This window comes from Kitasatospora sp. NPDC054795 (genome assembly GCF_053611565.1).
On sequence record NZ_JBSHAP010000006.1, the window covers coordinates 67,627 to 90,401 of the forward strand.

At 72.2% G+C, this 22,775-nt stretch carries 19 protein-coding genes, 1 tRNA gene and 1 riboswitch; of the genes, 11 read left to right on the forward strand and 9 right to left on the reverse strand.

What is annotated here, in order from left to right:
* Nucleotides 1-291 precede the first annotated feature (291 nt).
* The 6 genes from ACWGJO_RS03765 to ACWGJO_RS03790 all read right to left on the reverse strand — a co-directional run bounded on the left by ACWGJO_RS03765 (nt 292) and on the right by ACWGJO_RS03790 (nt 5,714).
* Nucleotides 292-1,101 carry an ABC transporter ATP-binding protein gene (locus ACWGJO_RS03765; protein ID WP_452181981.1) on the reverse strand — a complete coding sequence of 270 codons (810 nt, stop codon included), beginning with the start codon at nt 1,099-1,101 and terminating at the stop codon, nt 292-294.
* Nucleotides 1,094-2,035, reverse strand: coding sequence for an ABC transporter permease (locus ACWGJO_RS03770; protein WP_380348796.1), 942 nt, complete (start codon nt 2,033-2,035; stop codon nt 1,094-1,096). The genes ACWGJO_RS03765 and ACWGJO_RS03770 overlap by 8 nt, the downstream gene beginning before the upstream one ends.
* A 152-nt stretch (nt 2,036-2,187) precedes the next feature.
* Complete coding sequence (locus tag ACWGJO_RS03775; RefSeq protein ID WP_452181982.1) at nt 2,188-3,084, reverse strand: glycosyltransferase family 2 protein; 897 nt, start codon at nt 3,082-3,084, stop codon at nt 2,188-2,190.
* A complete protein-coding gene (locus tag ACWGJO_RS03780; protein WP_359901747.1) occupies nt 3,081-3,818 on the reverse strand; it encodes a CDP-alcohol phosphatidyltransferase family protein in 738 nt (245 codons plus the stop codon). The genes ACWGJO_RS03775 and ACWGJO_RS03780 overlap by 4 nt, the downstream gene beginning before the upstream one ends.
* A 91-nt stretch (nt 3,819-3,909) precedes the next feature.
* Nucleotides 3,910-4,971: an iron-containing alcohol dehydrogenase family protein gene (locus ACWGJO_RS03785; protein WP_452181983.1), complete on the reverse strand. Its 1,062-nt coding sequence runs from the start codon at nt 4,969-4,971 to the stop codon at nt 3,910-3,912.
* Nucleotides 4,959-5,714 (reverse strand): phosphocholine cytidylyltransferase family protein, encoded by a 756-nt coding sequence (locus ACWGJO_RS03790; RefSeq protein WP_359901623.1) that lies wholly within the window; start codon nt 5,712-5,714, stop codon nt 4,959-4,961. Before ACWGJO_RS03790 ends, ACWGJO_RS03785 begins: the two co-directional genes overlap by 13 nt.
* A gap of 629 nt (nt 5,715-6,343) precedes the next feature.
* On the opposite strand from ACWGJO_RS03790, the gene idi reads away from it, so the two are divergent.
* The gene (idi, locus tag ACWGJO_RS03795; RefSeq protein ID WP_387685241.1) at nt 6,344-6,997 is read left to right on the forward strand and encodes an isopentenyl-diphosphate Delta-isomerase; all 654 of its coding nucleotides are present in this window, start codon (nt 6,344-6,346) and stop codon (nt 6,995-6,997) included.
* Between the two features lie 66 nt (nt 6,998-7,063).
* Here the strand turns inward: idi and ACWGJO_RS03800 are convergent, their stop codons facing one another.
* Entirely contained in the window at nt 7,064-7,531 is a 468-nt protein-coding gene (locus ACWGJO_RS03800; RefSeq protein WP_452182024.1) for an ATP-binding protein, read from the reverse strand.
* 523 nt (nt 7,532-8,054) lie between these two features.
* On the opposite strand from ACWGJO_RS03800, the gene ACWGJO_RS03805 reads away from it, so the two are divergent.
* The 4 genes from ACWGJO_RS03805 to ACWGJO_RS03820 all read left to right on the forward strand — a co-directional run bounded on the left by ACWGJO_RS03805 (nt 8,055) and on the right by ACWGJO_RS03820 (nt 12,425).
* Nucleotides 8,055-8,139, forward strand: a tRNA-Leu gene (locus ACWGJO_RS03805).
* A 314-nt stretch (nt 8,140-8,453) separates the two neighbouring features.
* Nucleotides 8,454-10,103, forward strand: coding sequence for an APC family permease (locus tag ACWGJO_RS03810; protein WP_452181984.1), 1,650 nt, complete (start codon nt 8,454-8,456; stop codon nt 10,101-10,103).
* A gap of 305 nt (nt 10,104-10,408) precedes the next feature.
* The gene (locus tag ACWGJO_RS03815; protein ID WP_452182025.1) at nt 10,409-10,873 is read left to right on the forward strand and encodes a DUF6624 domain-containing protein; all 465 of its coding nucleotides are present in this window, start codon (nt 10,409-10,411) and stop codon (nt 10,871-10,873) included.
* A gap of 115 nt (nt 10,874-10,988) precedes the next feature.
* Nucleotides 10,989-12,425 (forward strand): aldehyde dehydrogenase family protein, encoded by a 1,437-nt coding sequence (locus tag ACWGJO_RS03820; RefSeq protein WP_452181985.1) that lies wholly within the window; start codon nt 10,989-10,991, stop codon nt 12,423-12,425.
* Between the two features lie 177 nt (nt 12,426-12,602).
* Here the strand turns inward: ACWGJO_RS03820 and ACWGJO_RS03825 are convergent, their stop codons facing one another.
* Entirely contained in the window at nt 12,603-14,060 is a 1,458-nt protein-coding gene (locus ACWGJO_RS03825) for a glycine hydroxymethyltransferase (RefSeq protein ID WP_452181986.1), read from the reverse strand.
* 19 nt (nt 14,061-14,079) lie between these two features.
* A riboswitch (ZMP/ZTP riboswitch) is annotated at nt 14,080-14,176 on the reverse strand.
* Nucleotides 14,177-14,479: 303 nt separating this feature from the next.
* Between ACWGJO_RS03825 and ACWGJO_RS03830 the strand changes: the two genes are divergently transcribed.
* From ACWGJO_RS03830 to ACWGJO_RS03850, 5 genes are all read left to right on the forward strand, one after another.
* Nucleotides 14,480-15,460, forward strand: a complete 981-nt coding sequence (locus ACWGJO_RS03830; RefSeq protein ID WP_452181987.1) for an ABC transporter permease — start codon at nt 14,480-14,482, stop codon at nt 15,458-15,460.
* A 73-nt stretch (nt 15,461-15,533) separates the two neighbouring features.
* Complete coding sequence (locus ACWGJO_RS03835) at nt 15,534-17,294, forward strand: ABC transporter substrate-binding protein (RefSeq protein ID WP_452181988.1); 1,761 nt, start codon at nt 15,534-15,536, stop codon at nt 17,292-17,294.
* A 180-nt stretch (nt 17,295-17,474) separates the two neighbouring features.
* Nucleotides 17,475-18,467 (forward strand): ABC transporter permease, encoded by a 993-nt coding sequence (locus tag ACWGJO_RS03840; protein WP_452181989.1) that lies wholly within the window; start codon nt 17,475-17,477, stop codon nt 18,465-18,467.
* Between the two features lie 14 nt (nt 18,468-18,481).
* Nucleotides 18,482-20,197: a dipeptide ABC transporter ATP-binding protein gene (locus ACWGJO_RS03845; RefSeq protein ID WP_452181990.1), complete on the forward strand. Its 1,716-nt coding sequence runs from the start codon at nt 18,482-18,484 to the stop codon at nt 20,195-20,197.
* 187 nt (nt 20,198-20,384) lie between these two features.
* Nucleotides 20,385-20,948, forward strand: a complete 564-nt coding sequence (locus tag ACWGJO_RS03850) for an EF-hand domain-containing protein (protein ID WP_359901645.1) — start codon at nt 20,385-20,387, stop codon at nt 20,946-20,948.
* 153 nt (nt 20,949-21,101) lie between these two features.
* Here ACWGJO_RS03850 and ACWGJO_RS03855 read toward each other — a convergent pair whose 3' ends face one another.
* Nucleotides 21,102-22,115 (reverse strand): EamA family transporter, encoded by a 1,014-nt coding sequence (locus ACWGJO_RS03855; protein ID WP_452181991.1) that lies wholly within the window; start codon nt 22,113-22,115, stop codon nt 21,102-21,104.
* Between the two features lie 189 nt (nt 22,116-22,304).
* Here ACWGJO_RS03855 and ACWGJO_RS03860 point away from each other — a divergent pair, with 189 nt between their 5' ends.
* On the forward strand, nt 22,305-22,745 hold the full coding sequence (locus ACWGJO_RS03860; RefSeq protein WP_452181992.1) for a gamma-glutamylcyclotransferase family protein: 441 nt from the start codon (nt 22,305-22,307) through the stop codon (nt 22,743-22,745).
* The last annotated feature ends 30 nt before the right edge of the window (nt 22,746-22,775 follow it).

The window sequence follows — 22,775 nt, forward strand, 5'->3', positions numbered from 1 at the left end:
GCTGGGCCGAAGCCGACACTGCTGTCACTCCCCCGTTCTACACCGCGTGGCACGACCGGCCCGACTCGGACACGCGTCCGAGCGCGGGGGCCACGCACGGCACACCGCCCCCGGGACCACCAGGCTGGCACGCCGGGGCCCGGCGGAAAAGAGCGCCCCGCCCCGGGCACCACGCGCTCACCCCCGCGGCGGCGGGCCGACCGGGGCCGCGGGGCGTACGGACCGGGCCGCGGGCACGGTGAAGGGCCGGCTCCGGAAGTTCCGGAACCGGCCCCTGGGGTGTGACGGAGACTACGGTCGGTCGCCGCGCTCGTAGCGGCTGACGACCTCCTCGGTGGGTCCGTCCATGACCAGCTCGCCGGCCTCGATCCATATGGTCCGCTCGCAGACCTCGCGGATCGAGTTGTTGTCGTGGCTGACCAGGAAGACCGTACCGGCGGACTTGCGCAGCTCGTCGATCCGGCGCTTGCTGCGCTGCTGGAAGGCCTGGTCGCCGGTGGCGAGGGCCTCGTCAATCAGCAGCACGTCGTGGGTCTTCGCGGCCGCGATCGAGAAGCGCAGCCGGGCGCCCATGCCGGAGGAGTAGGTGCGCATCGGCAGGGAGATGAAGTCGCCCTTGTCGTTGATGCCGGAGAAGTCGACGATGTCCTGGTAGCGCGCCTTCACCTGGGCCGGGGTCATGCCCATCGCCAGGCAGCCGAGGATGACGTTGCGCTCACCGGTGAGCTCGTTCATCAGCGCGGCGTTGACGCCCAGCAGCGAGGGCTGGCCGTTGGTGTAGATGCCGCCCTTCTCGGTCGGCAGCAGGCCCGCGATGGCGGCCAGCATGGTCGACTTGCCGGAGCCGTTGGAGCCGATCAGGCCGATCGCCTCACCCTTGTACGCGGTGAAGCTGACGCCCTTGACCGCGTGCACCTCGCGCACGCCGGAGGCGCGCTTGCGGCTGATGATGCGGCTCAGCGCCGAGGTGGCGCTGCCCTTGCCGGAGCCGGCGCCGTGCACCTTGTAGACGATGTGCACGTCGTCGACGACGACGGTGGGCTCGCGGGCCACGTCCGTGTCCGGGACGGTGTCGCTCGTGCTCAGGTCGATGTCAGCCACGGCCGTACTCCTCTTCGGCCTTCCAGAAGAAGACGTATCCGACGACGAACATGCCCACGCCCCAGGCGAGGCCGTACGCCCACTGGTGCGGCGGGAGGGCCTGGTGCACCGGCTGGTGCGGGTTGTAGATGACCGGCGCGAAGGCGTGCCGCAGCAGGTCCATGTAGATCGACGCCGGGTTGAGCGACATCAGCGTCTGGATGTAGTGCGGCCAGTGGGTGATCTTGTCCTGGATGCTGAACATCACACCGGACAGGAACATCCAGGCGCGCATCACGAACGGGATCAGCTGGGAGATGTCGCTGGTCCGGGAGCCGATCCGGGCCATCACCAGCGAGATGCCGGTGTTGAAGAGCGTCTGCAGGAGCAGCGCCGGGATGATCAGCAGCCAGGTCCGGCCCGGGGTGATGCCGGCGGCGAGCACGGTGACGACCAGGACGACCATGGAGATCAGCAGCTGCTGGAGCTGGATCACGGTGAAGGCGATCGGGAGGCTGGCCCGGGGGAAGTGCAGCGCCCGGATCAGCCCGAGGTTGTCGGAGATCGCCCGGGTGCCGGCCTGCACCGCGTTCTGGGTGAACTGGAAGACGAAGACGCCGATGCAGAGCCAGGCGATGTAGGTGTTGTCCGGGAAGCCCTGCTTGCTCGCCAGGATCACGCCGAAGACCAGGTAGAACACCGCGCAGTTGAGCAGCGGGGTCACCACCTGCCACAGCTGGCCGAGCTTGGCGTTGGTGTACTGGGCCACCAGGCGGGCGGTGGCGAAGGCCCAGATGAAGTGGCGCCGGGCCCAGAGCTGCTTGGAGTAGGCGAACAGGCCGGGACGGGCACCGCTGACCGCCAGACCGTACTTGTCCGCAAGCTGCTTGGGGGTCAGGCCCGCGTCCACCCCTCTGGGGGCCGAGAGGCTGACGGGTTCACTCACTGTCGACACATTCGTCCTTCACGCGGGATCGGTCGGGGCGGCCGGTCGGCGAGGTCCGCCGGTGCACCGATGGGGATCCACTGGGATCTCGGGGGAGCCGGCCGGTGTGTGGGCACCGGCCGCAGCGATCGGGCATTCGATGCGGATGCCATCGGATGCGATCAGATGATCGGTGGTCGGCCCAGCCTGGTCAGTCGCCAGACGGTACGCCACCGCATGGGCCGCCGCGGACCGCAGGGTTCGCGCCAGCCCGCCCGGAACCCGCCCCACCAGGCCTTCAGCGCCTCCGGGGAGGGGCGGCGGGCCAGGGTCAGCAGGAACCAGGTTCCCGGATAGAGAGGCACCAACAGGGCCGGAAGGTTCCGCCTCGCGAGCCAGACCCGGTTGCGGGCCACGTTGTGGAAGTACGTCGCGTGGCGGGCCGGAGAGGTCGTGGGGTGGTGCAGCACCACGTCCGCCCGGTAGTCGATGGCCCAGCCGGCGTCCAGCGCGCGCCACGCGAGGTCGGTCTCCTCGTGGGCGTAGAAGAACTCGGCGGGCAGCTGCCCGGCCTGCTCGAACACCTTGCAGCGCACCGCGCTCGCGCCGCCGAGGAAGGTCGTCACCCGGGACGAGCGCAGCGGGTCGCTGGCGCGCAGCCGGGGGACGTGGCGGCGCTGGGTGACCCCGGTGTCCGGATCCGCGATCCGGAAGGCGACGATGCCCAGCTCCGGGTCGGCGGTGAAGGCCTCGCGCAGCAGGCGGGCCGAGTCGGTGCGCGGCAGGTTCCCGTCGTCGTCCAGGAAGAGGACCGCGTCGACGTCCGCCCCGTTCCGGCCGAACAGCTCGATGCCGACGTTGCGCCCGCCCGGGATGCCCAGGTTCTCCGGCAGCTCGACGCTGCGCACGTCCTCCGGCAGCGGGGGCAGCTTCACGCCCTGGCCGACCACGGCCAGTTCGACCGCCGGGCCCTCCTGGGCGCGGACGGCCTCGATCAGGGCGTTCAGCTCGGCCGGCCGGTTGCCCATGGTGATGATCACGGCGCCGAGGCGGAAGTTCTCCGCGGTGGTCCCGTTCATCGCAGCCTGCTGGAGAGGACGATGCTCAGCAGGTGCAGCACGGTCTGGAGCATCGCGATCGCCGCCAGGACGACCACCGCGAGCCGGGTGAAGAGGAGTCCGCCGTGCACGGCGTCCGCGACGCCGGCGGCCAGGACGAACAGCGAGGCCTCGACCGCGCCGACCAGGCGGTGGAACTTCAGGAAGGAGGCCGCCCGGCGGGCCCTGGCGACGGAGGAGGACCGCGGCACAGAGGCACTGTCCTCGACGGCCGTCATGCCGCTGCGCGCCCGGGCCACGTCCACCAGGTCGGTCTCGGACTTGATCAGGATCGCGCCGAGCGCGGCCAGGGTGCCGAGGAAGGCCCACTCCCAGTGCGACCCGGCGCCCTCGCGGTGCAGCAGGTCGGTGGCGCGCAGGCCGAGGCCGGTCAGCAGGGCCGCCTCGGACATGTAGTGGCCGACCCGGTCCAGGTAGACCCCGGTGAGCGAGGTCTGCCGGCGCCAGCGGGCCACCTCGCCGTCCACGCAGTCCAGCAGCAGGTAGACCTGGATCAGCAGGGCGCCCAGGACGGCGCCCGCGATGCCCGGCACGACCAGCGCGGCACCGGCCAGGATGCCGGTGAACATCATCAGGTACGTCAGGCCGTTGGGCGTGATCGCCGTCATGGTGGAGAGCACGCGGGTGATCCGCAGCGAGATCTTCCGCATGTACAGGCGTCCGGCCCAGTGCTCGGCGCTGCGGCGCTGGAGCATGCCCTCCGGGTGGATCACCGCGCGCAGTTCCTCGATCGAGGGCCTGCGGCTCAGGTCCACCGGGGGCCGTTGGGCTCCCGCGGTGGAGGGGTCAGCTGTTGACGGCTTGGACATAGTCGGCGTACGCGTCCCTGATTGCGGAAGGGGAGAGGTCGAGGTGTTCGAGGATGGTGAAGCGCCCCGGTCGGGTGTTCGGAGCGTAGTGCACCGCTTCGGTGAACTCCGCCTCGGTGAAGCCGATCTGAGCGGCGGTCACCGGCAGTCCGTGGCTCGCCAGGCGCTCCACGATCAGACCGGTCAGCTCGCGCTCGCCCCGCAGGAAGCTGGCGAAGGCGGCGCCGAGGCCGACCTGCTCGCCGTGCTGGGCGGACCGCTTGGGATACAGCACGTCCAGGGCATGCGAGATCTCGTGGCAGGCACCCGACGAGGGCCGGGTGCTGCCCGCGATGTTCATCGCGATGCCGGACAGTACCAGGGCCTCGGCGAGCGCCGTCAGGAGGTCCTGGTCCTGGATGCCGCCCGGGTGCCGCAGCAGGTTCTCGCCCGCCGAGCGGGCCATCGCCACGGCCAGTCCGTCCACCGGCTCACCGGTCACCGCGTGCGACAGCTCCCAGTCCGCGCACGCGGAGATGTTGGAGACGACGTCGCCCACTCCGGCCGCCACGAAGCGCGGCGGGGCCTGCCGGATCACGTCCAGGTCGACCACGATGCCGATCGGGCTGGGCACCCCGTAGGAGCCGCGCCCGGCGTCGTTGTCCAGGGTGGAGACCGGCGAGCAGATGCCGTCGTGGGCCAGGTTGGTGGCGACCGCGACCAGCGGCAGGCCGACCCGGGCCGCGGCGTACTTGGCGGCGTCGATGATCTTGCCGCCGCCGAGGCCCACGATCGCGTCGTAGTGCCCGCCGCGCATCGCCTCGGCCAGCCGCACCGCGCTGTCCAGGCTGCCGTCGTCCACGTTGTACCAGTCGGCTCCGGGCAGGGCCGGCTCCAGGCGACGGCGCATGGCCGAGCCGGAGCCGTTGCTGATCGCGACCGCGATCCGGCCCGAGGCCGACAGCCGCTGGTCCGCGAGGATGCCGCCGAGCGCGTCCAGCGCGCCCGGGCGGATCTCGACGAACAGCGGCGACGGAACCAGTCGGGTCAGTACCGGCACGCGATCTCCCGCGCCTTCGCCAGGTCGTCGTGGTTGTCGACCTCGACCCAGGAGACCTCGCCGATCGGCTGCACGTCGATCCGCAGGCCTCGGTTCACCATCTCCTGGTAGCCGTCCTCGTAGTACAGCTGCGGGTCGCGCTCGTAGGTGGCGCGCAGCGCGTCGGTCAGGTCGGCGGCGGCGGACGGGTTGATCACCGTGACGCCGATGTACTCGCCGGTCGCCTCGGCCGGCTCCATCAGCTTGGTGATGCGGCGCATGCCCGTGGCCGGGTCGACGATCACCTTCATCTCCTCGTCGGCGAGCTTCTTCACCGTGTCGAGGGCGAGCAGGATGCCGGGGGCGGTACCGGACTCGGTCAGCCGCCGGTTGCCCTCCAGCATGGTCCGCTGGACGGAGACCGGGTGGACGGTGTCGCCGTTGGCGAGCAGCAGGCCCTCGGCGAACAGCTCGCGGGCGCACCACAGCGAGTAGGCGTTGTTCCACTCCTCGGCCTTGTCGTTCTCGACCAGGTGGAGCTTGACGCCGTACTTGTTCTCCAGGGCGTCCTTGCGGTCGTACACCGCCTCCTTGCGGTAGCCGACGACGATCGCGGCCTCGCGCAGTCCGACCTCGGCGAAGTTGCCGAGCGTGAGGTCCAGGACGGTCCGCTCCCCGTCGACCGGCACCAGAGCCTTGGGCAGGGTGTCGGTGTACGGGCGCAGCCGGCGGCCGGCGCCGGCTGCCAGAACGAGGCCGATCATGCGGGTCTCCTGATCCGTCGTGCTGTGCGCGGATCTGTGCCGGAGGTCGGCGGCGCCACCGGTTCGCCCGGACCGGCGTTCGACCGGGGCGGGCGGCGGCGCGCCGGTGCCGGCACAGATCCGGGCACCGTGTCGTATGTGATGGTAGGCGACCGGGGCGACCGGCCAGAACGCGCCCGGGGGCCCGGGGCGGCCGACGGGGCGGCGGGACCGGGGCTGCGGGCGGGGCGGCAGGCGGGCACGACGGCGGCCGGAACGGCAGGCGGAACGGCGGCCGGGGCGGCGGCGGAGCAGCCCGGGGCGGCGGCGGAGAGGCCCGGGTGACGGCGGAGCGGCCCGGGGTCCGCACCGGCTCCGCCGGGCCGGTCGAACAGGCTCCGAACGCGCGGCGAACGGTTCTGCGAATTCCGTGCCCCTTTCGGGGGCGTCCCGGATCCTTCTCTGGCAGGTTTCCGATTCCTCCGGGTCATGATCCGTCCGGTTGTGCGTGGGACCCCTGGCGAGTGCCACCCATACGGCAGACTGGGGCCCGACGCCGGCGCCGGTGCCCCTGCTGTGTCCGCCGCACTCCACCCGGTGCGTCGGAGACACCCGATGCTCCCGTTGCTCCCGCTCCCGAAAGAGGCCCCATGCCCCAGAGTCTGCCGACCGACCCGACGCACTTCGCCGCCGAGATCGACACCGGTCTCGACGTGGAGACCGATGTCACGGTCGACCCCAGGGCCACCGGATCCGCCCCGGCCGGAGCCGAGATCCTGCTGGAACTGGTCGACGACGAGGGCGTCACGATCGGCACCGGCGAGAAGCTCTGGGCCCACCAGCAGCCGGGCCGCCTGCACCGGGCCTTCTCCGTCTTCCTGTTCGACCGCCAGGGCCGGCTGCTGCTCCAGCGCCGGGCGCTCGGCAAGTACCACTCCCCCGGCGTCTGGTCGAACACCTGCTGCGGCCACCCGTACCCGGACGAGCCGCCGTTCGTCGCCGCCGCCCGGCGCACCGCCGAGGAGCTGGGCGTCGCGCCGGCGCTGCTGTGCGAGGCGGGCACCGTCCGCTACGACCTGCCGGACGAGGCCTCCGGGCTGATCGAGCGGGAGTGGAACCACCTGTTCGTGGGACTGGTCACCGCGCCGGTCGAGCCGACCCCGGAGGAGGTGGACGACTTCGCCTTCGTGACCGCGCAGGAGCTGCGGGAGCTGCGGGCGGAGCGGCCGTTCTCGGTCTGGTTCGAGACGGTCTTCGAGGCCGCGCTGCCGGGCATCCGGGAGATCGCCGGGCGGGACTGGTAGTCCTGGCCCGACCGCTCCGGCCGCTCCGGCCAACCCGGCCGTCGGCCCGGTCATCGGCCCGGCCGGTCAGTGGCCGGGCTCCGGGGGGACGGGCAGCGAGGCCCAGATGACCTTGCCGCCCTCCCCCGTGTGTTCGACGTCGCACACCCCGCCGGCCTGCAGGGTGACGCTCTTCACCAGCAGCAGGCCGCGCCCGCCGGTGCTCGCGGTGTCGTTCTCCAGCGCCTTCGGCCGGTACGGATCGCCGTCCTCGACCGACACCCGCACCGAGGCCCGGCGCACCGACAGCTCGGTGACCACCTCGGGGGACAGGTCGGCGGCGTGCGTCACCGCGTTGCTCACCAGCTCCGACACGATCAGCAGCAGGTCGTCCACCAGCTCCTGGTAGCGCACCCCGGCCATGCCCTGGGCCAGCAGACGGTCCCGCACCGCGTGCCGGGTGAGCGGCACCGAGGCCTCGGTGGCGGGCACCGGGAAGCGCCACACGCCCTCGGCGGGACCTCCGGAGACCGTGGCCCCGCCCCGGCCCTCCATCCGCCTGTCGCGTCTCGGTTCGGCCTTCGCCGCTCCGCTGATCTGCTCCACGTCCAGCCGCCCTTCGTCCGCGACCCGGGAATCAGGCGATCCGCTTCATGGCGCCCTCGGTCCACAGACGCTACGAGAGCCGTCGCGGCGGCCGTGGCACCGTCGACAAGTTGCCCGTGTCGGACCGGTTCCGGCCGCAACCGACCGCGGCCGGTGCGGGAGTCGACCGATTCCTTCGCGGACGCCACCGGTTCGGGCCGGATTCGAGCGCGTTCCCAGGCCGTACCAACCTGTGCGGGCCGCGCTCCGGGCCGTGTGCGGGCGGTACGGGCCGCACTCCGGGCAGGCTCAGGGCTCGCCGCGGGCCCGGTACGGCCCTGGCGTTGCGGCCCGCGGGGGCCGGACGGGCCTCGGACCAGGATGTCCGGTGGCCCCGCCCCGAGGAAGCGCAGGTGAGAAGCACTCCAGAACCCTGGTAATGTTCTCTCTGTCGCCGAGGGGGCGAGAAAAAAACCCCCGAAGCACACACCCGGTCCGGGTGGCGGAATGGCAGACGCGCTAGCTTGAGGTGCTAGTGCCCTTTATCGGGCGTGGGGGTTCAAGTCCCCCCTCGGACACAGCCGAATTCCCCGTGGGAGCCGAAAGGCACCCACGGGGAATTTCGTTTTTCGGGCCGCCCCTTTCCCGGGCCGGCCCCGGTCGCCATCCCCGGCCACCACCCCTTCCGGGCACTGTGGCCCCGGTCTCCTCGCCGGTCCGCACCGGCCCGGACGCCGGACACGAGATGGCAACAATCGGACGGTTTGAGCTTCCTCTGAGGTATTCGCCCGTTTTCGGAACATAGGCTGCTCTCCGTTTGTCCGAAATACCGACTCAAAATCGCAAAAACACCGACACCACCCGATGAACCACGAGCGAGAGGACCGATACGTTGAGTGAGCCCGAATCGTCGACGGCATCACACCAGAACTACCGCCGATCGCTCGGCACGATCAGCCTGACCGCGGTCGGGCTGGGGTCGATCATCGGCTCCGGGTGGCTGTTCGGTGCCGAGCGGGCCGCCAAGCTCGCCGGACCCGCCTCGATCCTCGCCTGGGTGATCGGTGCCGCGGTGGCGCTGACCATCGCGCTCACCTACAGCGAGCTGGGCTCGATGTTCCCCAAGGCCGGCGGCATGGTCCGGTACGGCCAGTACTCGCACGGGTCGCTGGCCGGCTACCTGGCCGCCTGGGCCAACTGGATCGCCATCGTCTCGGTCATCCCGGGTGAGGCCACCGCCTCCGTGCAGTACATGAGCTCCTGGCACTTCGGCTGGGCACAGGGGTTGTTCGACGGCAAGGAGCTGACCCTCAGCGGAGTGGCGCTGGCCAGCGTGCTGCTGCTCGTCTACTTCGCCCTCAACTGGTTCGCGATCACGCTGTTCGCCAAGACCAACACCGCGATCACCGTCTTCAAGGTCGTCGTCCCGACGGTGACCGCCGGTGCGCTGCTCTTCGCGCACTTCGACACCGCCCACTTCACCGACCACGGCGGCTTCGCGCCGAACGGCTGGAGCTCGGTGTTCACCGCCGTCGCGGTCTCCGGCATCGTCTGGGCCTTCAACGGCTTCCAGTCCCCGCTCAACCTGGCCGGCGAGGCCCGCAACCCGGGCAAGTCGCTGCCGAAGGCCGTCATCGGCTCGATCCTGATCGCCCTGGTGATCTACGTCGCGCTGCAGATCGCCTTCCTCGGCGCCATCCCCGGCGGCGACCTGGCGAACGGCTGGAGCAACCTCTCCTACACCTCGCCGCTGGCCGACCTGGCCATCGCCTGGGGCCTGAACTGGCTGGCGATCACGCTGTACGCGGACGCCTTCATCTCGCCCTCCGGCACCGGCATGATCTACGCCGCCACCACCTCGCGCATGATCCACGGCGTGCAGGAGAACGGCCACCTGCCCAAGATCTTCGGCAAGGTCGACGCCAAGACCGGCATCCCGCGTCCGGCGCTGGTGCTCAACCTGGTGGTCGCCTTCCTGTTCCTCGCGGTCTTCCGCGGCTGGGGCTCGCTGGCCGAGATCGTCTCGGTGGCCACCGTGATCTCGTACATCACCGGCCCGGTCGCCGTGATGGCGCTGCGCCGCCTGGCCCCGGACCTGCCCCGGCCGGTCCGGCTGCGCGCCATGCCGGTGATCGCTCCGGTCGCGATGGTGTTCGGCTCGCTGGTGCTCTACTGGGCCCGCTGGCCGCTCACCGGCAAGGTCATCCTGCTGATGGCCGCCGGTCTGCCGATCTGGGCCTGGTACGAGCTGCGCAAGCCGTTCGCCGAGCTGAAGCCGCACCTGAAGGCGGGCGCCTGGATGGTCGCGTACCTGTTCGTGATGGCCGGCGTCTCCTGGGCGGGCAGCGCCGACTTCGGCGGGCACGACTACCTGCCGGAGGGCTGGGACCTGCTGATCGTCGCCGCGATCGGGCTGGCGTTCTACCACTGGGGCGTCGCCAGCGCCTGGGCCAACCCCTCGCTGGCCGCGGTCCGCCAGGAGATGGCCGAGGAGGCCCGGAGCGCCGCGCCGGACGACGCCGCGGAGCCCTCGCGGGTCTGAGGCGCCTGAGCGCGTGAACTCACGGTGAAGGGCCGGTCGGAATCCTCCGACCGGCCCTTCGGCGTGCGCGGGGACCGTGCGCGGTGCGCTCCGTTCCCGGTGCGCTTCGTTCCCGGTGTACGTCCATCCTGCCGTGGCGGGCACCCCCGGGTCACCGTCTTCGGGGATGATCTTCGTCGCGGTTTCCGCGCCTAGCGTGGTCGCGGGCGGTCCTCGACGCGAGGGCCCGGGTAGGGAGCGTCGTCGACGTGACGGAAGCACAGCAGTACGGTCAGGATCCGGCCCTCGTGCGGGAGCTGACCGGGATGATGACCGAGGACGGCGCGGCCGCCCGGCTGGCGAACAGCCCCGACCTGGCCGATCAGGCGGCCTGGCGCCGGCTCACCGCCCGGCACGGGGACCGGCTCGCGGAGATCATGGCGGCGCACGGCTGGCCGACCGAGCGCACCGTCGGCCCCGAGGCCGCCCGGGCGGCCTGGCTGGTGGCGCAGCACGCGGACCGGCAGCTCGATGTCCAGCGGCGGGCGGTGGCCCTGATGGGCGGGGCCGTCGCCAGGGGCGAAGCCAGCGCCCGCGACCTGGCCTTCCTCCAGGACCGTCTGGCGGTCAACGAGGGCCGGGAGCAGCGCTACGGGACGCAGATCGGCGCGGTGACGGACGGCCGCCCGGTGCCGTGGCCGTGCGAGGAGCCCGAGCGGCTGGACGAGCGGCGCGCCGAAGTGGGCATCGAGCCGTTCGACGAGTACACCGCGCGGTTCGCCCCGAAGTAACCGTCACGTCCGCCGGTCGGGATTGACTCTTGCGCGCGGCCGTCCGCGCCGCATTGACTGACCTCCGACCAGCGCTGCTGGTCGAGGGTCGGCTGAGTGGACGAGAGGACGATCGGTGCGGCAGTACGCGCAGTACCCGGAGCACGGCGACCAGTACATCGACGGCGAGTGGCGGCCCTCCGGTGACACCGGATCGATCACCGTGCTGAACCCGGCGACCGAACAGGTACTGGCCACGGTGCCGGCCGGCGGTCCGGCCGACGTCGACGCGGCGGTGACGGCGGCCCGCCGGGCGGCCCGGAGCTGGGGCTCCACCACCCGCGAGGAGCGGCTGGCCCTGCTGACCCGGCTGCGGGACGGGATCGCCGCCGCGCAGAACGAGATCACCGAGACCGTCGTCGCCGAGCTGGGCTCGCCGGTCGGCTTCGCCGGGGCCGTGCACGCCGGGCTGCCGCTCGCCGTGGCGACCTCCTACCTGACCCTGCTCGCCGAGCACCCCTTCGAGGAGCGGATCGGCAACTCGGTGGTGCACGCCGAGCCGGCCGGCGTGGTCGCGGCGATCACGCCCTGGAACTACCCGTTGCACCAGATCGTGGCCAAGGCCGTCCCGGCGCTGGCGGCCGGCTGCCCGGTGGTCCTCAAGCCGGCCGAGGACACCCCGCTGGTGGCCCGGCTGTTCGCCCGGCTGGTGCACGAAGCCGGCTTCCCGGCCGGCACCTTCCACCTGGTGACCGGCACCGGCGCGGTCGCGGGCGCGGCACTCGTCGGGCACCGGGAAGTGGACCTGGTCTCCTTCACCGGCTCCACCGCCGTCGGCCGGCAGATCGCCGAGACGGCCGGCCGCGGGCTGAAGCGGGTCTCCCTGGAACTGGGCGGCAAGTCCGCCAACGTGGTGCTGCCGGGCGCCGACCTGGCCCGCGCGGTCAAGGCGAACGTCGCCAACGTCTTCGCCAACTCGGGCCAGACCTGCAGCGCGCTGACCCGGCTGCTGGTGCACGAGGACCAGTACGACGAGGCGGTCGCCCGGGCCGAGGAGCTGGCCGCCCAGTACCGGCCGGGCGACCCGAGCGACCCCCGGACCCGGATCGGCCCGCTGGTCAACGCCAGGCAGCTGGACCGGGTGCGCGGCTACATCGACGGCGCGCTGGCCGAGGGCGCCCGGCTCGTCGTCGGCGGCTCGGAGCCCGTCGCCGAGCTGCCCACCGGCTACTACGTCCACCCGACCGTGCTCGCCGACGTGACCCCGGAGATGACGGTGGCCCAGGAGGAGGTCTTCGGCCCGGTCCTGGCGATACTCCGCTATCGCGACGAGGACCACGCCGCCGAACTCGCCAACGGCACCCCGTACGGCCTGGGCGGCGGCGTCTGGGCCCGCGACACCGACACCGCCGCCGCCTTCGCCCGCCGCCTCGACACCGGCCAGGTGGACCTCAACGGCGGCCGCTTCAACCCGCTCGCGCCCTTCGGCGGCTACAAGAACTCGGGCCTCGGCCGGGAGCTGGGCCGCCACGGGCTGGAGGAGTTCCTCCAGTACAAGTCTCTGCAGTACTAGCCGCACCGGGCCGCCGCCCGCGCCCGGTGAGGTGGGGACCGGGCGGGGCCGGAGGCCGGCCGACAGCTGACGGCTGACGGCTGACGGCTGACGGCTGACAACTTTCAGCGAACAGATGACAGATTTCGAAATCTGTCATCTGTTCGCCGTCAGCCGTCCGCCGTCTGCCGTCCGCCGTCAGACCAGGTCGACGCCCGGGTAGAGCGGGTACGGGGCGAGCAGGTCGGCCGCGCGCTTGGCGGTGGCGTCGCGGAGGCCGGCGTCCAGGCTGTAGGCGGCCTTGGACGGGGAGCCCTTGGCCGTGGTGGTGGGGGTGGTGGCACTCAGGACGGTGTGGACCAGGTCGGCGATCTCGTCCATCTCCGCGGTGCCGAGACCGCGGGTGGTGAGGGCCGGGGTGCCGAGGCGGACGCCCGAGGTGTACCAGGCCCCGTTCGGGTCCAGCGGGACGGAGTTGCGGTTGGTGACGATGCCCGAGTCGAGCAGGGCCGCCTCGGCCTGGCGGCCGGTCAGGCCGTAGCCGGAGACGTCGGCGAGGACCAGGTGGTTGTCGGTGCCGCCGGTGACCAGCTTGCCGCCGCGGCGCAGCAGGCCCTCGGCGAGCGCCTGGGCGTTGGCGACGACGGCGCGGGCGTAGGCCTGGAACTCGGGGCGGCGGGCCTCGGCGAGGGCGACCGCCTTGGCGGCCATGACGTGCGAGAGCGGGCCGCCGAGCACCAGCGGGCAGCCGCGGTCGACGTGCTCGGCCAGTTCGGACTGGCACAGCACCATGCCGCCGCGCGGGCCGCGCAGGGACTTGTGGGTGGTGGTGGTGACGATGTGGGCGTGCGGGATCGGGTCGTGGTCGCCGGTCAGCACCTTGCCCGCGACCAGGCCGGCGAAGTGCGCCATGTCGACCATGAGGGTCGCGCCGACCTCGTCCGCGATCTCGCGCATCCTGCGGAAGTTCACCAGGCGCGGGTAGGCGGAGTAGCCGGCGACGATGATCAGCGGGCGGAACTCGCGGGCGGTCTCGCGCAGCGCGTCGTAGTCGATCAGGCCGGTGGCCGGGTCGGTGCCGTAGCTGCGCTGCTCGAACATCTTGCCCGAGATGTTGGGCCGGAAGCCGTGCGTGAGATGGCCGCCGGTGTCCAGGGACATGCCGAGCATCCGCTGGTTGCCGAGCTCCTGGCGCAGCCGCGCCCATTCCTCCTCGGTGAGGTCGTTGACGTTGCGCACCTCGGCGCGCTCCAGGGCCGGGCTCTCGACCCGCTGGGAGAGGACGGCCCAGAAGGCGGTGAGGTTGGCGTCGATGCCGGAGTGCGGCTGGACGTAGGCGTGGTCGGCGCCGAACAGCTCGCGGGCGTGCTCGGCGGCGATGCTCTCGACGGTGTCGACGTTGCGGCAGCCCGCGTAGAAGCGGCGGCCGACGGTGCCTTCGGCGTACTTGTCGCTTAGCCAGTTGCCCATGGTGAGCAGGACCGCCGGGGAGGCGTAGTTCTCGCTGGCGATCAGCTTGAGCGAGGCGCGCTGGTCCGCCAGCTCCTGGCCGATGGCGGCGGCGATCCGGGGTTCGACGCCGGCGACCACGTCGAGGGCGCTGCGGAAGGCGGTGTCGGCCGCGGCGGAGGCGGCGGTGTGGGGCTGCTGGGCCATGGCGGTCTCCTGGTGGGGATGCGGGGGCCCAGGCGCTCGGCAAGTTCACGTGAGGATTCACGGGGCCGCTTCCCGATGGTTGATTCCATCCCTACGCGCCAGTTGCGGCCCACCGGGATCGTACCAACACCGGAGGGACTGTGGCGGAGGTCTCAGAATGCGGAACAGGCAGTCCGCTATGTGCTGCTATGTCCGTTCTTTTGCAACACCGGTGTTTCGGCGAAATGAAGCCGCCACATATCCCGAAACAGTTCCGCAGGAATGACCCGAACGACCGCCGAAGGTGATTTGCGGAACCTCGGACGCATCCGATCAAATGGCGCTCGAACGGCCGCCGGAAAACCCCGGACGCCGTACCGGAAATGCACACCAGCGCACCCTCACCCATGGGGCGGCGGAGAATTCGGGGGTTACGCCTCATGGCAGCGGTCGACACCGTCCCAGGCACCACGGCCGGGCCCGCGCCCGCCGCCGACCCCGGCCTGCTCCGCCGGATCCTGCGCGACCGGGTCGGCGCCGCCGCCCTGGCGGTGGTGGTGCTGTTCCTGCTGCTCGCCCTCGGCGCCCCGCTGGTCGCCGCGCTGTACGGGAAGAACCCGGTCGACCACTACGGCCAGAACGCCCCGGGCCTGCTCAGCGACAGCGGACTGCCGATGCTGCCGAACGGCGGGATCTCCGGCGACTTCTGGTTCGGCCTGGAGCCCGGCCTCGGCCGGGACGTGTTCACCCAGCTGCTGTACGGCATCCGCACCTCGCTGCTGATCGCCTTCGCGGCCGCCGCGGTGACCACCACCCTGGGCGTGCTGGCCGGCGTCGCGGTCGGCTACCTGGGCGGGATCACGGACCGGCTGTTCGGATTCCTCGCGAATGTGCTGCTGGCCTTTCCCACGCTGCTCCTGCTGCTCGCGCTCAGCCCGGTGATCCAGTCCCGTTTGGTCGACCCGGGCACCGCGGAACCGGAGTGGATGCAGTTCCTGGTGCTGATCCTGGTTTTCTCGGCGTTCGGCTGGATTCCGCTCGCACTTTCCCTTCGGGCCACCGTCCGCTCACTTCGGGAAAGGGATTTCGTGCAGTCCGCACGGGCCCAGGGCGCCGGCCGGTTCCATGTCGTCGTCCACGAACTTCTGCCGAATGTGCGCTCGCAGCTGCTGGTGCACGCCACCATGGCGGTGCCGACCTTCGTGGCCTCGGAGGCCGCGCTGTCCTTCCTCGGCGTCGGCATCACCGAGCCGGTCCCGGACTGGGGGCGGATGATCGCGCGCGGCTCCGAGGTCTTCCGGGCCGACCCCACCTACATGGTGTTCCCCGGCGTGGCGCTGCTGCTGTTCGTCATCGCCTTCAACCTGCTCGGCGACGCCGTCCGGGACGCGCTGGACCCGCGCGCCCGCACTGCCCGCTGACCCCCTCGCCTCCTCCCTTCCATCAACCCGAGCCCGCCCCGGCACGATCCGCCGGGGCAAGGAGAGATTCGCCATGCGCTGGACCAGACCGTCCCTCGCCGTCATCGCCACCGCCCTGCTGGCGACCTCCTGCTCGGCCGGCGCGGGCAGCACCACCGGCTCCGGCGGCGCCGCCGGGGCCTCCGCCAAGGAGACCTCCCCGCTGACCGCCGTGCTCGGCAGCGAGCAGGAGAGCGCCGGCCCGGCCCCGGCCGTCCCGGGCGCCCGCGCGGGCGGCACGGTGAACGTGTACAACAGCGTGGAGTTCCGCCACCTCGACCCGCAGAAGGTCTACGCGGGCGCCACCTACAACGCCTCGCTGCTCTGGGGCCGCCAGCTGACCCAGTACCAGGTCGTGGACGGCAAGGCCAAGCTGGTCGGTGACCTGGCCACCGACACCGGCACCCCGGCCGACGGCGGCCGCACCTGGACGTACCGCCTCAAGCCGGGCGTCGCCTGGGAGGACGGGCAGCCGATCACCGCCCAGGACGTCAAGTACGGCATCGAGCGCACCTTCGGCAAGGGCTACGAGGTCGGCCCGCCGTACTGGCCGCAGTGGCTCACCGGCGAGGCCGGCTACGAGGCGGCGCGCACCAAGTACGCGGGCCCGCAGGCCGGCGACCTGGACGCGATCGAGACGCCGGACGAGCGCACGATCGTCTTCCACTTCCCGCAGCCGCAGGCCGACGTCCCGTACATGGCCGCGCAGTCCTCCTCCTCCCCGGTGCGCCGGGACAAGGACACCGGGACGGACTACGACCGGCTGCCGTTCGCGACCGGGCCGTACCGGATCGTCGAGCACGTCCAGAACACCCGCATGGTGCTGGAGCGCAACCCGGCCTGGAAGCCCGAGACGGACCCGATCCGCAGCCAGTACCCGGAGAAGTTCGTCTTCACGTACGGCAAGGAGGCGCTCAACCTCAACCAGGAGATCCTCTCCGGACGGGACGGCGGCGCCAACGCCACCACCGCCTCCGACACCCTCTCCCCCGAGCTGTACCAGACCACCGACACCGACCCGAAGGCCAAGGAACTGGTGGTCTCCGGACGGCAGGGCGCCTTCGTCACCCAGCTGATGATCAACAACGAGCGGGTGCCCGACGTCGAGGTCCGCAAGGCGCTGCACCTGGCCTACCCGCGCCAGCAGGCCCGCCAGGTCCAGGGCGGCGCCCGGACCGGCGAGCTGGCCACCACGCTGAGCTCCCCCGCGCTGATCGACTACCAGAAGTACGACCTCTACCCGGCCAGGCCCGAGGGCGACCCGGAGGCCGCCAGGGCCGCGCTCGCCAAGGCCAAGCAGGCGCCCGGGAGCCTGACCTACGCGTACCGGAACACCCCGACCGGGCAGCGCGTCGCGCAGGTGCTGGTCGAGGGCTTCGGCAAGGCCGGGATCACCGTCGTGCCCAAGCCGGTAGACCCCAAGGCCTTCCTGGACGAGGTGCACCGCACCGATTCCCCGTACGACCTGTTCGAGGAGACCAGCTCGGTCGACTGGCCGACCCCGTCCACCCTCGTCCCGTTCTCCTTCGACGGCCGGGCCGGCAGCGACATCAACTCCGCGCGCTACCGCAACCCGGAGGTCGACAAGGAGATCGACCGGATCAACCAGATCGGCGAACCCCGCGCCAAGGCCAAGGAGCTGTACGCGCTGGAGCAGACCGTGATGAAGGACCTGCCGGTGCTGCCGTTCGCCTACCCGACGGTCAACCAGCTGCGCGGCAGCAACGTCGGCGGGGCGTTCGTCCACCCGATCTACGGGACCGTCTCGCTGGCCTGGCTGTACCTGAAGTCCTGAGTGCCGGGGCCCGCTCCCGCTCCCGCTCCCGTTCCTGTTTCCCGGGTTACACCGGTTCCCCGGGTTCCCCCGCGGAACGGGGGCGGGCCCCTCCCCGCTCGCCCGCTCCCTCTCGCCCGCTCCCCGCTCAGCTGCTCGCCCTCCGCGCGCCTCCCCCGTCACGTCGACCCCGGATCGGCCATGCTCTCCTTCGTCCTGCGGCGGACCGCCCAGGCCCTCGCGGTCCTGGTCGCGGTCTCCGCCGCCGCCTTCGCCCTCTTCTACGCCGCGCCCGCCGACCCGGCCCGCGCCGCCTGCGGCCCGCGCTGCGACAGCGGGCAGGTCTCGGCGGTGCGCCAGGGCATGGGCCTGGACCAGCCGCTGCTCACCCAGTACACCGACTACCTGGTCGGCGTGGTCGCCGGGCGGGACATCGGCGACGTGGACGGCTCGACCATCCACTGCGACGCCCCCTGCCTCGGCTACTCCTACCGGCTGCACCAGCCCGTCACCGAGGCACTGGCCGACCATCTGCCCGTCACCCTCTCGCTGACCGCCGGGGCGCTCGCCGTCCTGCTGGTGTTCGGCCTCGGCACCGGGTTCGTCTCCGCGCTGCGGCACGGGCGGCGGACCGACCGGCTGCTCTCCGGCTTCACCCTGGTCGGCGCGAGCGTGCAGATCTACTTCCTCGGGTACGTCGCGCAGTGGCTGCTGGTGTACTCCACCGGGCTGCTGCCGCTGCCCTCCTACACCCCGCCGGCCGAGGACCCGGCCGCCTGGGCGGGCGGGATGCTGCTCCCCTGGTTCGTCCTCGGCTTCGTCAACTCGGCCGTTTTCGCCCGGCTTTCGCGCTCGCAGCTGCTGGAGACGATGAACGAGGAGTACGTCCGCACGGCCCGCGGCAAGGGTCTGGGACGGCTGCGCGCCCACCTGAAGTACACCTCGCGCGGCGCCGCCGGGCCGCTGGTGCAGCTGATCGGGCTGGAGGCCGGGGTACTGCTCGGCGGAGCCGTGATCACCGAGACGGTGTTCGGGCTGAACGGGGTCGGACGGTTCGCCGCGGAGGCCGTTGCCGGGCAGGACCTGCCCGCCGTGGTCGGCGCGGTGCTGCTGGCCGCCTGCTTCATGGTGCTGTTCGTCGCGCTGGCCGACCTCGCGGTCGCCTGGCTCGATCCGCGTGTGCGGCTGAGCTGATGGGGAGTCCTTCGATGAAATCCACTGTTCCCGGGGACGGCGTGCGGCGCGAGGGGGCGAAGGGCACCGCGGCGGGGAGCGACGAGCCGGTGCTGAGCGTCCGCGACCTGACCGTCGCCTTCGCCGACCCGCGCGGCGGCGCACCCGTGACCGCCGTCCGGAACCTCTCCTTCGACCTCGCTCCGGGTGAAGTCCTGGGCCTGGTCGGCGAGTCGGGCTCCGGCAAATCGACCGTCGGGCTCGCCGTCCTCGGCCTGCACGACCCGCGCACGACCACCGTCACCGGCTCGATCCGGCTGGGCGGACAGGAGGTCGTCGGCGCCGAGGAGTCCGCGCTGCGCGGGGTGCGGGGCGGACGGGCCGCGCTGGTCTTCCAGGACGCGCTCACCTCGCTCAGCCCCTTCCACGGCGTGGGCGCCCAGCTCGCCGAGATGTACCGGCTGCACCACCCGGGCACGGGCCGCGCCGAGGCGGGCCGGCGGGCAGCCGAGATGCTCGACCGGGTCGGCATCCCGGCGGCCCGGAGCCGCGACTACCCGCACCAGTTCTCCGGCGGCATGCGCCAGCGGGTGATGATCGCGATGGCACTGATGAACGACCCCCGGCTGATCATCGCGGACGAGCCGACCACCGCCCTGGACGCCCGCGTCCAGCGGCAGGTCCTCGACCTGCTCGGCGAGTTGCAGCGCGAGCACGGGACGGCGGTGCTGCTGGTCAGCCACGACCTGGGCGTGGTCGCCGGGACGACGGACCGGACGCTGGTCATGCGCGGCGGGGCCGGGATCGAGTCCGCGCCGACCGCCGAGCTGCTGGCCGCGCCGCGCGAGCCGTACACCCGGGCCCTGGTGGGCGCGGCGCTCCGGCTGGACTCGGTACCGGGCACCGCCCTGCCGACGGTCGACGAGCCGACACCCTCGCGGACGTTCCGGCCGCGGACCGTCGGGCGTCCCGAGCGCTGGCTGGTCGAGGTGGAGGACCTGTCCGTGCACTTCCCGGGGCGCCGGCGCCTCCCCGGCCTGCGGGCCGAACCGGTCCGGGCGGTCGAGGGCGTCGGCCTGCGGATCGCCCCGGGCGAGACACTCGGGCTGGTCGGCGAGTCCGGCTCCGGGAAGTCCACCACCTCACGGGTCCTGGCCGGACTGCAACGACCCACCGGCGGAAGGGTGCTGTACGACGGCCAGGACGTCACCCGGCCGGACCGGGAACTCCGGAAGCGGCTCAGCCGCGAGATCCAGCTGGTCTTCCAGGACCCGTACGCCTCGCTCAACCCGCGCCGGACGATCGGCCGGACCCTGGACACCCCGCTGCGCCTGCACACCTCGCTGGGCCCGGCCGAACGGCGGGAGCGCTCCGTCGAACTGCTGGAGCAGGTCGGGCTGGAGGCCGGGCACCTGGACCGCTACCCGCACGAGTTCTCCGGCGGGCAGCGCCAGCGGATCGGCATCGCCCGGGCGCTGGCCCCGCAGCCGCGGCTGATCATCGCCGACGAGCCGGTCTCCGCGCTCGACGTGTCGGTGCAGGCCCAGGTGCTCAACCTGCTGATGGAGCTGCGCGAACGGCTCGGCGTGGCCTTCCTGTTCGTCTCCCACGACCTCGCGGTGGTGCGGCACTTCTGCGACCGGGTGGCGGTGATGCACCGGGGGCGGCTGGTCGAGTCCACCGACCGGGACCAGCTCTTCGAGGCGCCGCACACCGTGTACACGAGGGAACTGCTGGCGGCGGTGCACTGAGACGGTCCGGGCCGCCGGGCCGTCCGCCGGGCGAGTGGCTCGGCGAGTGGCTCGGCGAGTGGCGTGGGAGTGAACGGGCAGGTCGTTCGCCGTTCGTTCGGCTGCGCCGGTCCGGCTCAAGACGCTAGCGTGCAGGCGATGTGACGTAGGAGACCCGAGCAAGGAATCACCAACCGAGGAGGCACATTTGTCGGACGACCTGCTCATCGCAAAGATCAACCACGGCTTCGATCACCTCGACGCCGACGGCGACGGCCTGCTCACCGAGCGGGACCACGTCCTGATGGGCCTCTCGGTGGCCCGCTCGCTCGGCCATCAGGAGGGCTCCGAGGCCGAGGCCGTGATAGTCCGCGCCTACCTGACGACCTGGCACGACCTGCACCTCGCCCGGCTGCCCGCCGGCACCGAGGCGATCACCCGTCAGCAGTTCGTCACCTCGACCGGCTCGCTCGCCGACGACCCCGAGGCCGCGCGCGAGATCCTCGGCGCGCTCGCCGAGGCCTTCCTCGCCGTCGCCGACGCCGACCGCAGCGGGACGGTGGACGCCGGTGAGTTCTTCGTCTTCCAGCGCGGCCACTTCGCCGGCCTCTCCCGCGACGACGCCGACGAGGCCTTCCGCCACCTCGACACCGACGGCGACGGCGTGCTCTCCGCCGCCGAGTTCACCACCGCGATCATCGAGTTCTGGACCAGCCGCGACCCGGACGCGCCCGGCAACTGGTGGACGGGCAAGCCGCCGTACGCCTTCTGAGCCGTACGGCGGACGACCCTCCCCCGTGAGCCGGAAGCGCGGGGGCGGGCCGCCGTTGACGTCGTGGACGCCGTGGCCGTCATGACTGCTGTGGCCGCCGTGGGTGTCGTGGCCGTCATGGGCGTCGTCCGGGGCGGTGGTGGCGGGCCGGGCTCAGCTCCGAGCGGTCGGCTCCTTCGCCGGACGGGCCGGACTCCCGGCGCGCGACGAGCCGCCCGAACGCCGGCTGACGCTCACCACCAGGCAGACGCCCGCCACCACGATCGCGCCGCCCGCGAGGGTCGGGCCGGTCAGCGGTTCGGCGAGGATCAGCCAGCCCAGCAGCACCGCGACCACCGGGTTCACATAGGCGTAGGTGGCGACCAGGGTCAGCGGGGCCGACCGCAGCAGCCAGGCGTACGCGGTGAAGGCGAGCAGCGAGCCGAACATCACCAGGTAGGCGAGGGCCAGCCAGGACCGCCCGGAGATCGTTCCGAGGTCCAGCCCGTGCTGCTCACCACGGCCCAGTCCGATCACCAGGTCGCCGACTCCGCCGACCAGCATCTGGTAGGCGCTCGCGGCCAGCACGTTGTCGGGCATCGGGATCTTCTTGGTCGCGAAGGAGCCGGTCGCCCAGAGCAGGGTGGCAGCGATGATCATGATCACACCGGCCGGCTCGATCGACCCGCCGATCGCGGGCGCCGACAGGACTCCGAGGCCGACCAGTCCGAGCAGCACCCCGGCCAGCTCGGCGGGCCTCGGGCGCTCGCCGCCGACCGCCGTGAGCACCACCATCCACAGCGGGACCGCGGCCACCAGCAGGGCGGCCAGCCCGGAGGGGACGGAGGTCTCGCCCAGGACCACCAGTCCGTTGCCGCCGGTCAGCAGCAGCAGGCCGACCAGGGCGGAGGAGGCCAGCTGCCGCTTGGTCACCTTCAGACCGGCCGGGCCCTGCCGCACCAGGAGGTAGCCGGTCAGCAGCAGGCCGGCGACGAGGAAGCGGGCGGCGGCGGAGAGGAAGGAGGGCATCGTCTCCACGGCGATCCGGATCGCGAGGTACGTCGACCCCCAGACGACGTAGACCACGAGGAGGGCCAGCCAGACCGCGCCGCCGAGGCGGGGGGCACGGGTGGGGGCCGCCTTGGCCCTGACGGCGGCGTCGACGGGGGCGGGAACGTCGGGAGCCACGCCGGGGGTCGGGCCGGGATCCGCGGCCGGTTGGGAGGGTGAAGCGGGCGATGTCATGGGTGTCCCCCTTGGACGGTGCTGGCCGAACATCCGACATGACAGCGCATGGACGGCCCGGTGCGCCAGTCCGTATCGGAACCCGGACCGCGGGACGTACGGTGGGCGATCCCCGACGAGGAGGTCGAACCCGTGCCCGCATCCGAGGAGTCCCTGCCGTTCTTCGTGTACGGCACCCTGCGCAGCGGCGGCCGCAATCACGCCGCCCACCTGGCCGGACGCTGCGCCGAGATCCGGCCGGCGGTCCTGGAGGGTGCCGCGCTGCACGAGGGCCCCGGCTTCCCGTACGCGGTGCCGGATCCGGCGCCCGGGCGCCGGATCCTGGGCGAGCTCGTCACCGTACGCCCGGGCGCGTACGCCGGAGCCCTGGCCGCCCTGGACCGGCTGGAGGATTGTCGGGCGGACGGGACCGGGCTGTACGTGCGGCGGCGGATGGCGGTGCGGACGGCGGCGGGCGAGCTGCGGGAGGCCTGGGTCTACCTCGCCGGGCCGAGGGCCGAGACACGGCTGCGGGAGCGGCCGGCGCTGATCGAATCGGGGGACTGGGGAGCGGCCGGGGGAGGAGTGGGATGACGGGTGGCGGATGACAACCGCCAGGTAGGC

Bases quoted from the DNA above. Each gene is read 5' to 3' on its own strand.
- ACWGJO_RS03775 (WP_452181982.1), bottom strand. From the start codon at position 3,084: ATGAACGGGACCACCGCGGAGAACTTCCGCCTCGGCGCCGTGATCATC.
- ACWGJO_RS03780 (WP_359901747.1), bottom strand. From the start codon at position 3,818: ATGCTCCAGCGCCGCAGCGCCGAGCACTGGGCCGGACGCCTGTACATG.
- ACWGJO_RS03790 (WP_359901623.1), bottom strand. From the start codon at position 5,714: ATGATCGGCCTCGTTCTGGCAGCCGGCGCCGGCCGCCGGCTGCGCCCG.
- idi (WP_387685241.1), top strand. From the start codon at position 6,344: ATGCCCCAGAGTCTGCCGACCGACCCGACGCACTTCGCCGCCGAGATC.
- ACWGJO_RS03800 (WP_452182024.1), bottom strand. From the start codon at position 7,531: ATGGAGGGCCGGGGCGGGGCCACGGTCTCCGGAGGTCCCGCCGAGGGC.
- ACWGJO_RS03815 (WP_452182025.1), top strand. From the start codon at position 10,409: ATGATGACCGAGGACGGCGCGGCCGCCCGGCTGGCGAACAGCCCCGAC.
- ACWGJO_RS03825 (WP_452181986.1), bottom strand. From the start codon at position 14,060: ATGGCCCAGCAGCCCCACACCGCCGCCTCCGCCGCGGCCGACACCGCC.
- ACWGJO_RS03830 (WP_452181987.1), top strand. From the start codon at position 14,480: ATGGCAGCGGTCGACACCGTCCCAGGCACCACGGCCGGGCCCGCGCCC.
- ACWGJO_RS03835 (WP_452181988.1), top strand. From the start codon at position 15,534: ATGCGCTGGACCAGACCGTCCCTCGCCGTCATCGCCACCGCCCTGCTG.
- ACWGJO_RS03840 (WP_452181989.1), top strand. From the start codon at position 17,475: ATGCTCTCCTTCGTCCTGCGGCGGACCGCCCAGGCCCTCGCGGTCCTG.
- ACWGJO_RS03845 (WP_452181990.1), top strand. From the start codon at position 18,482: ATGAAATCCACTGTTCCCGGGGACGGCGTGCGGCGCGAGGGGGCGAAG.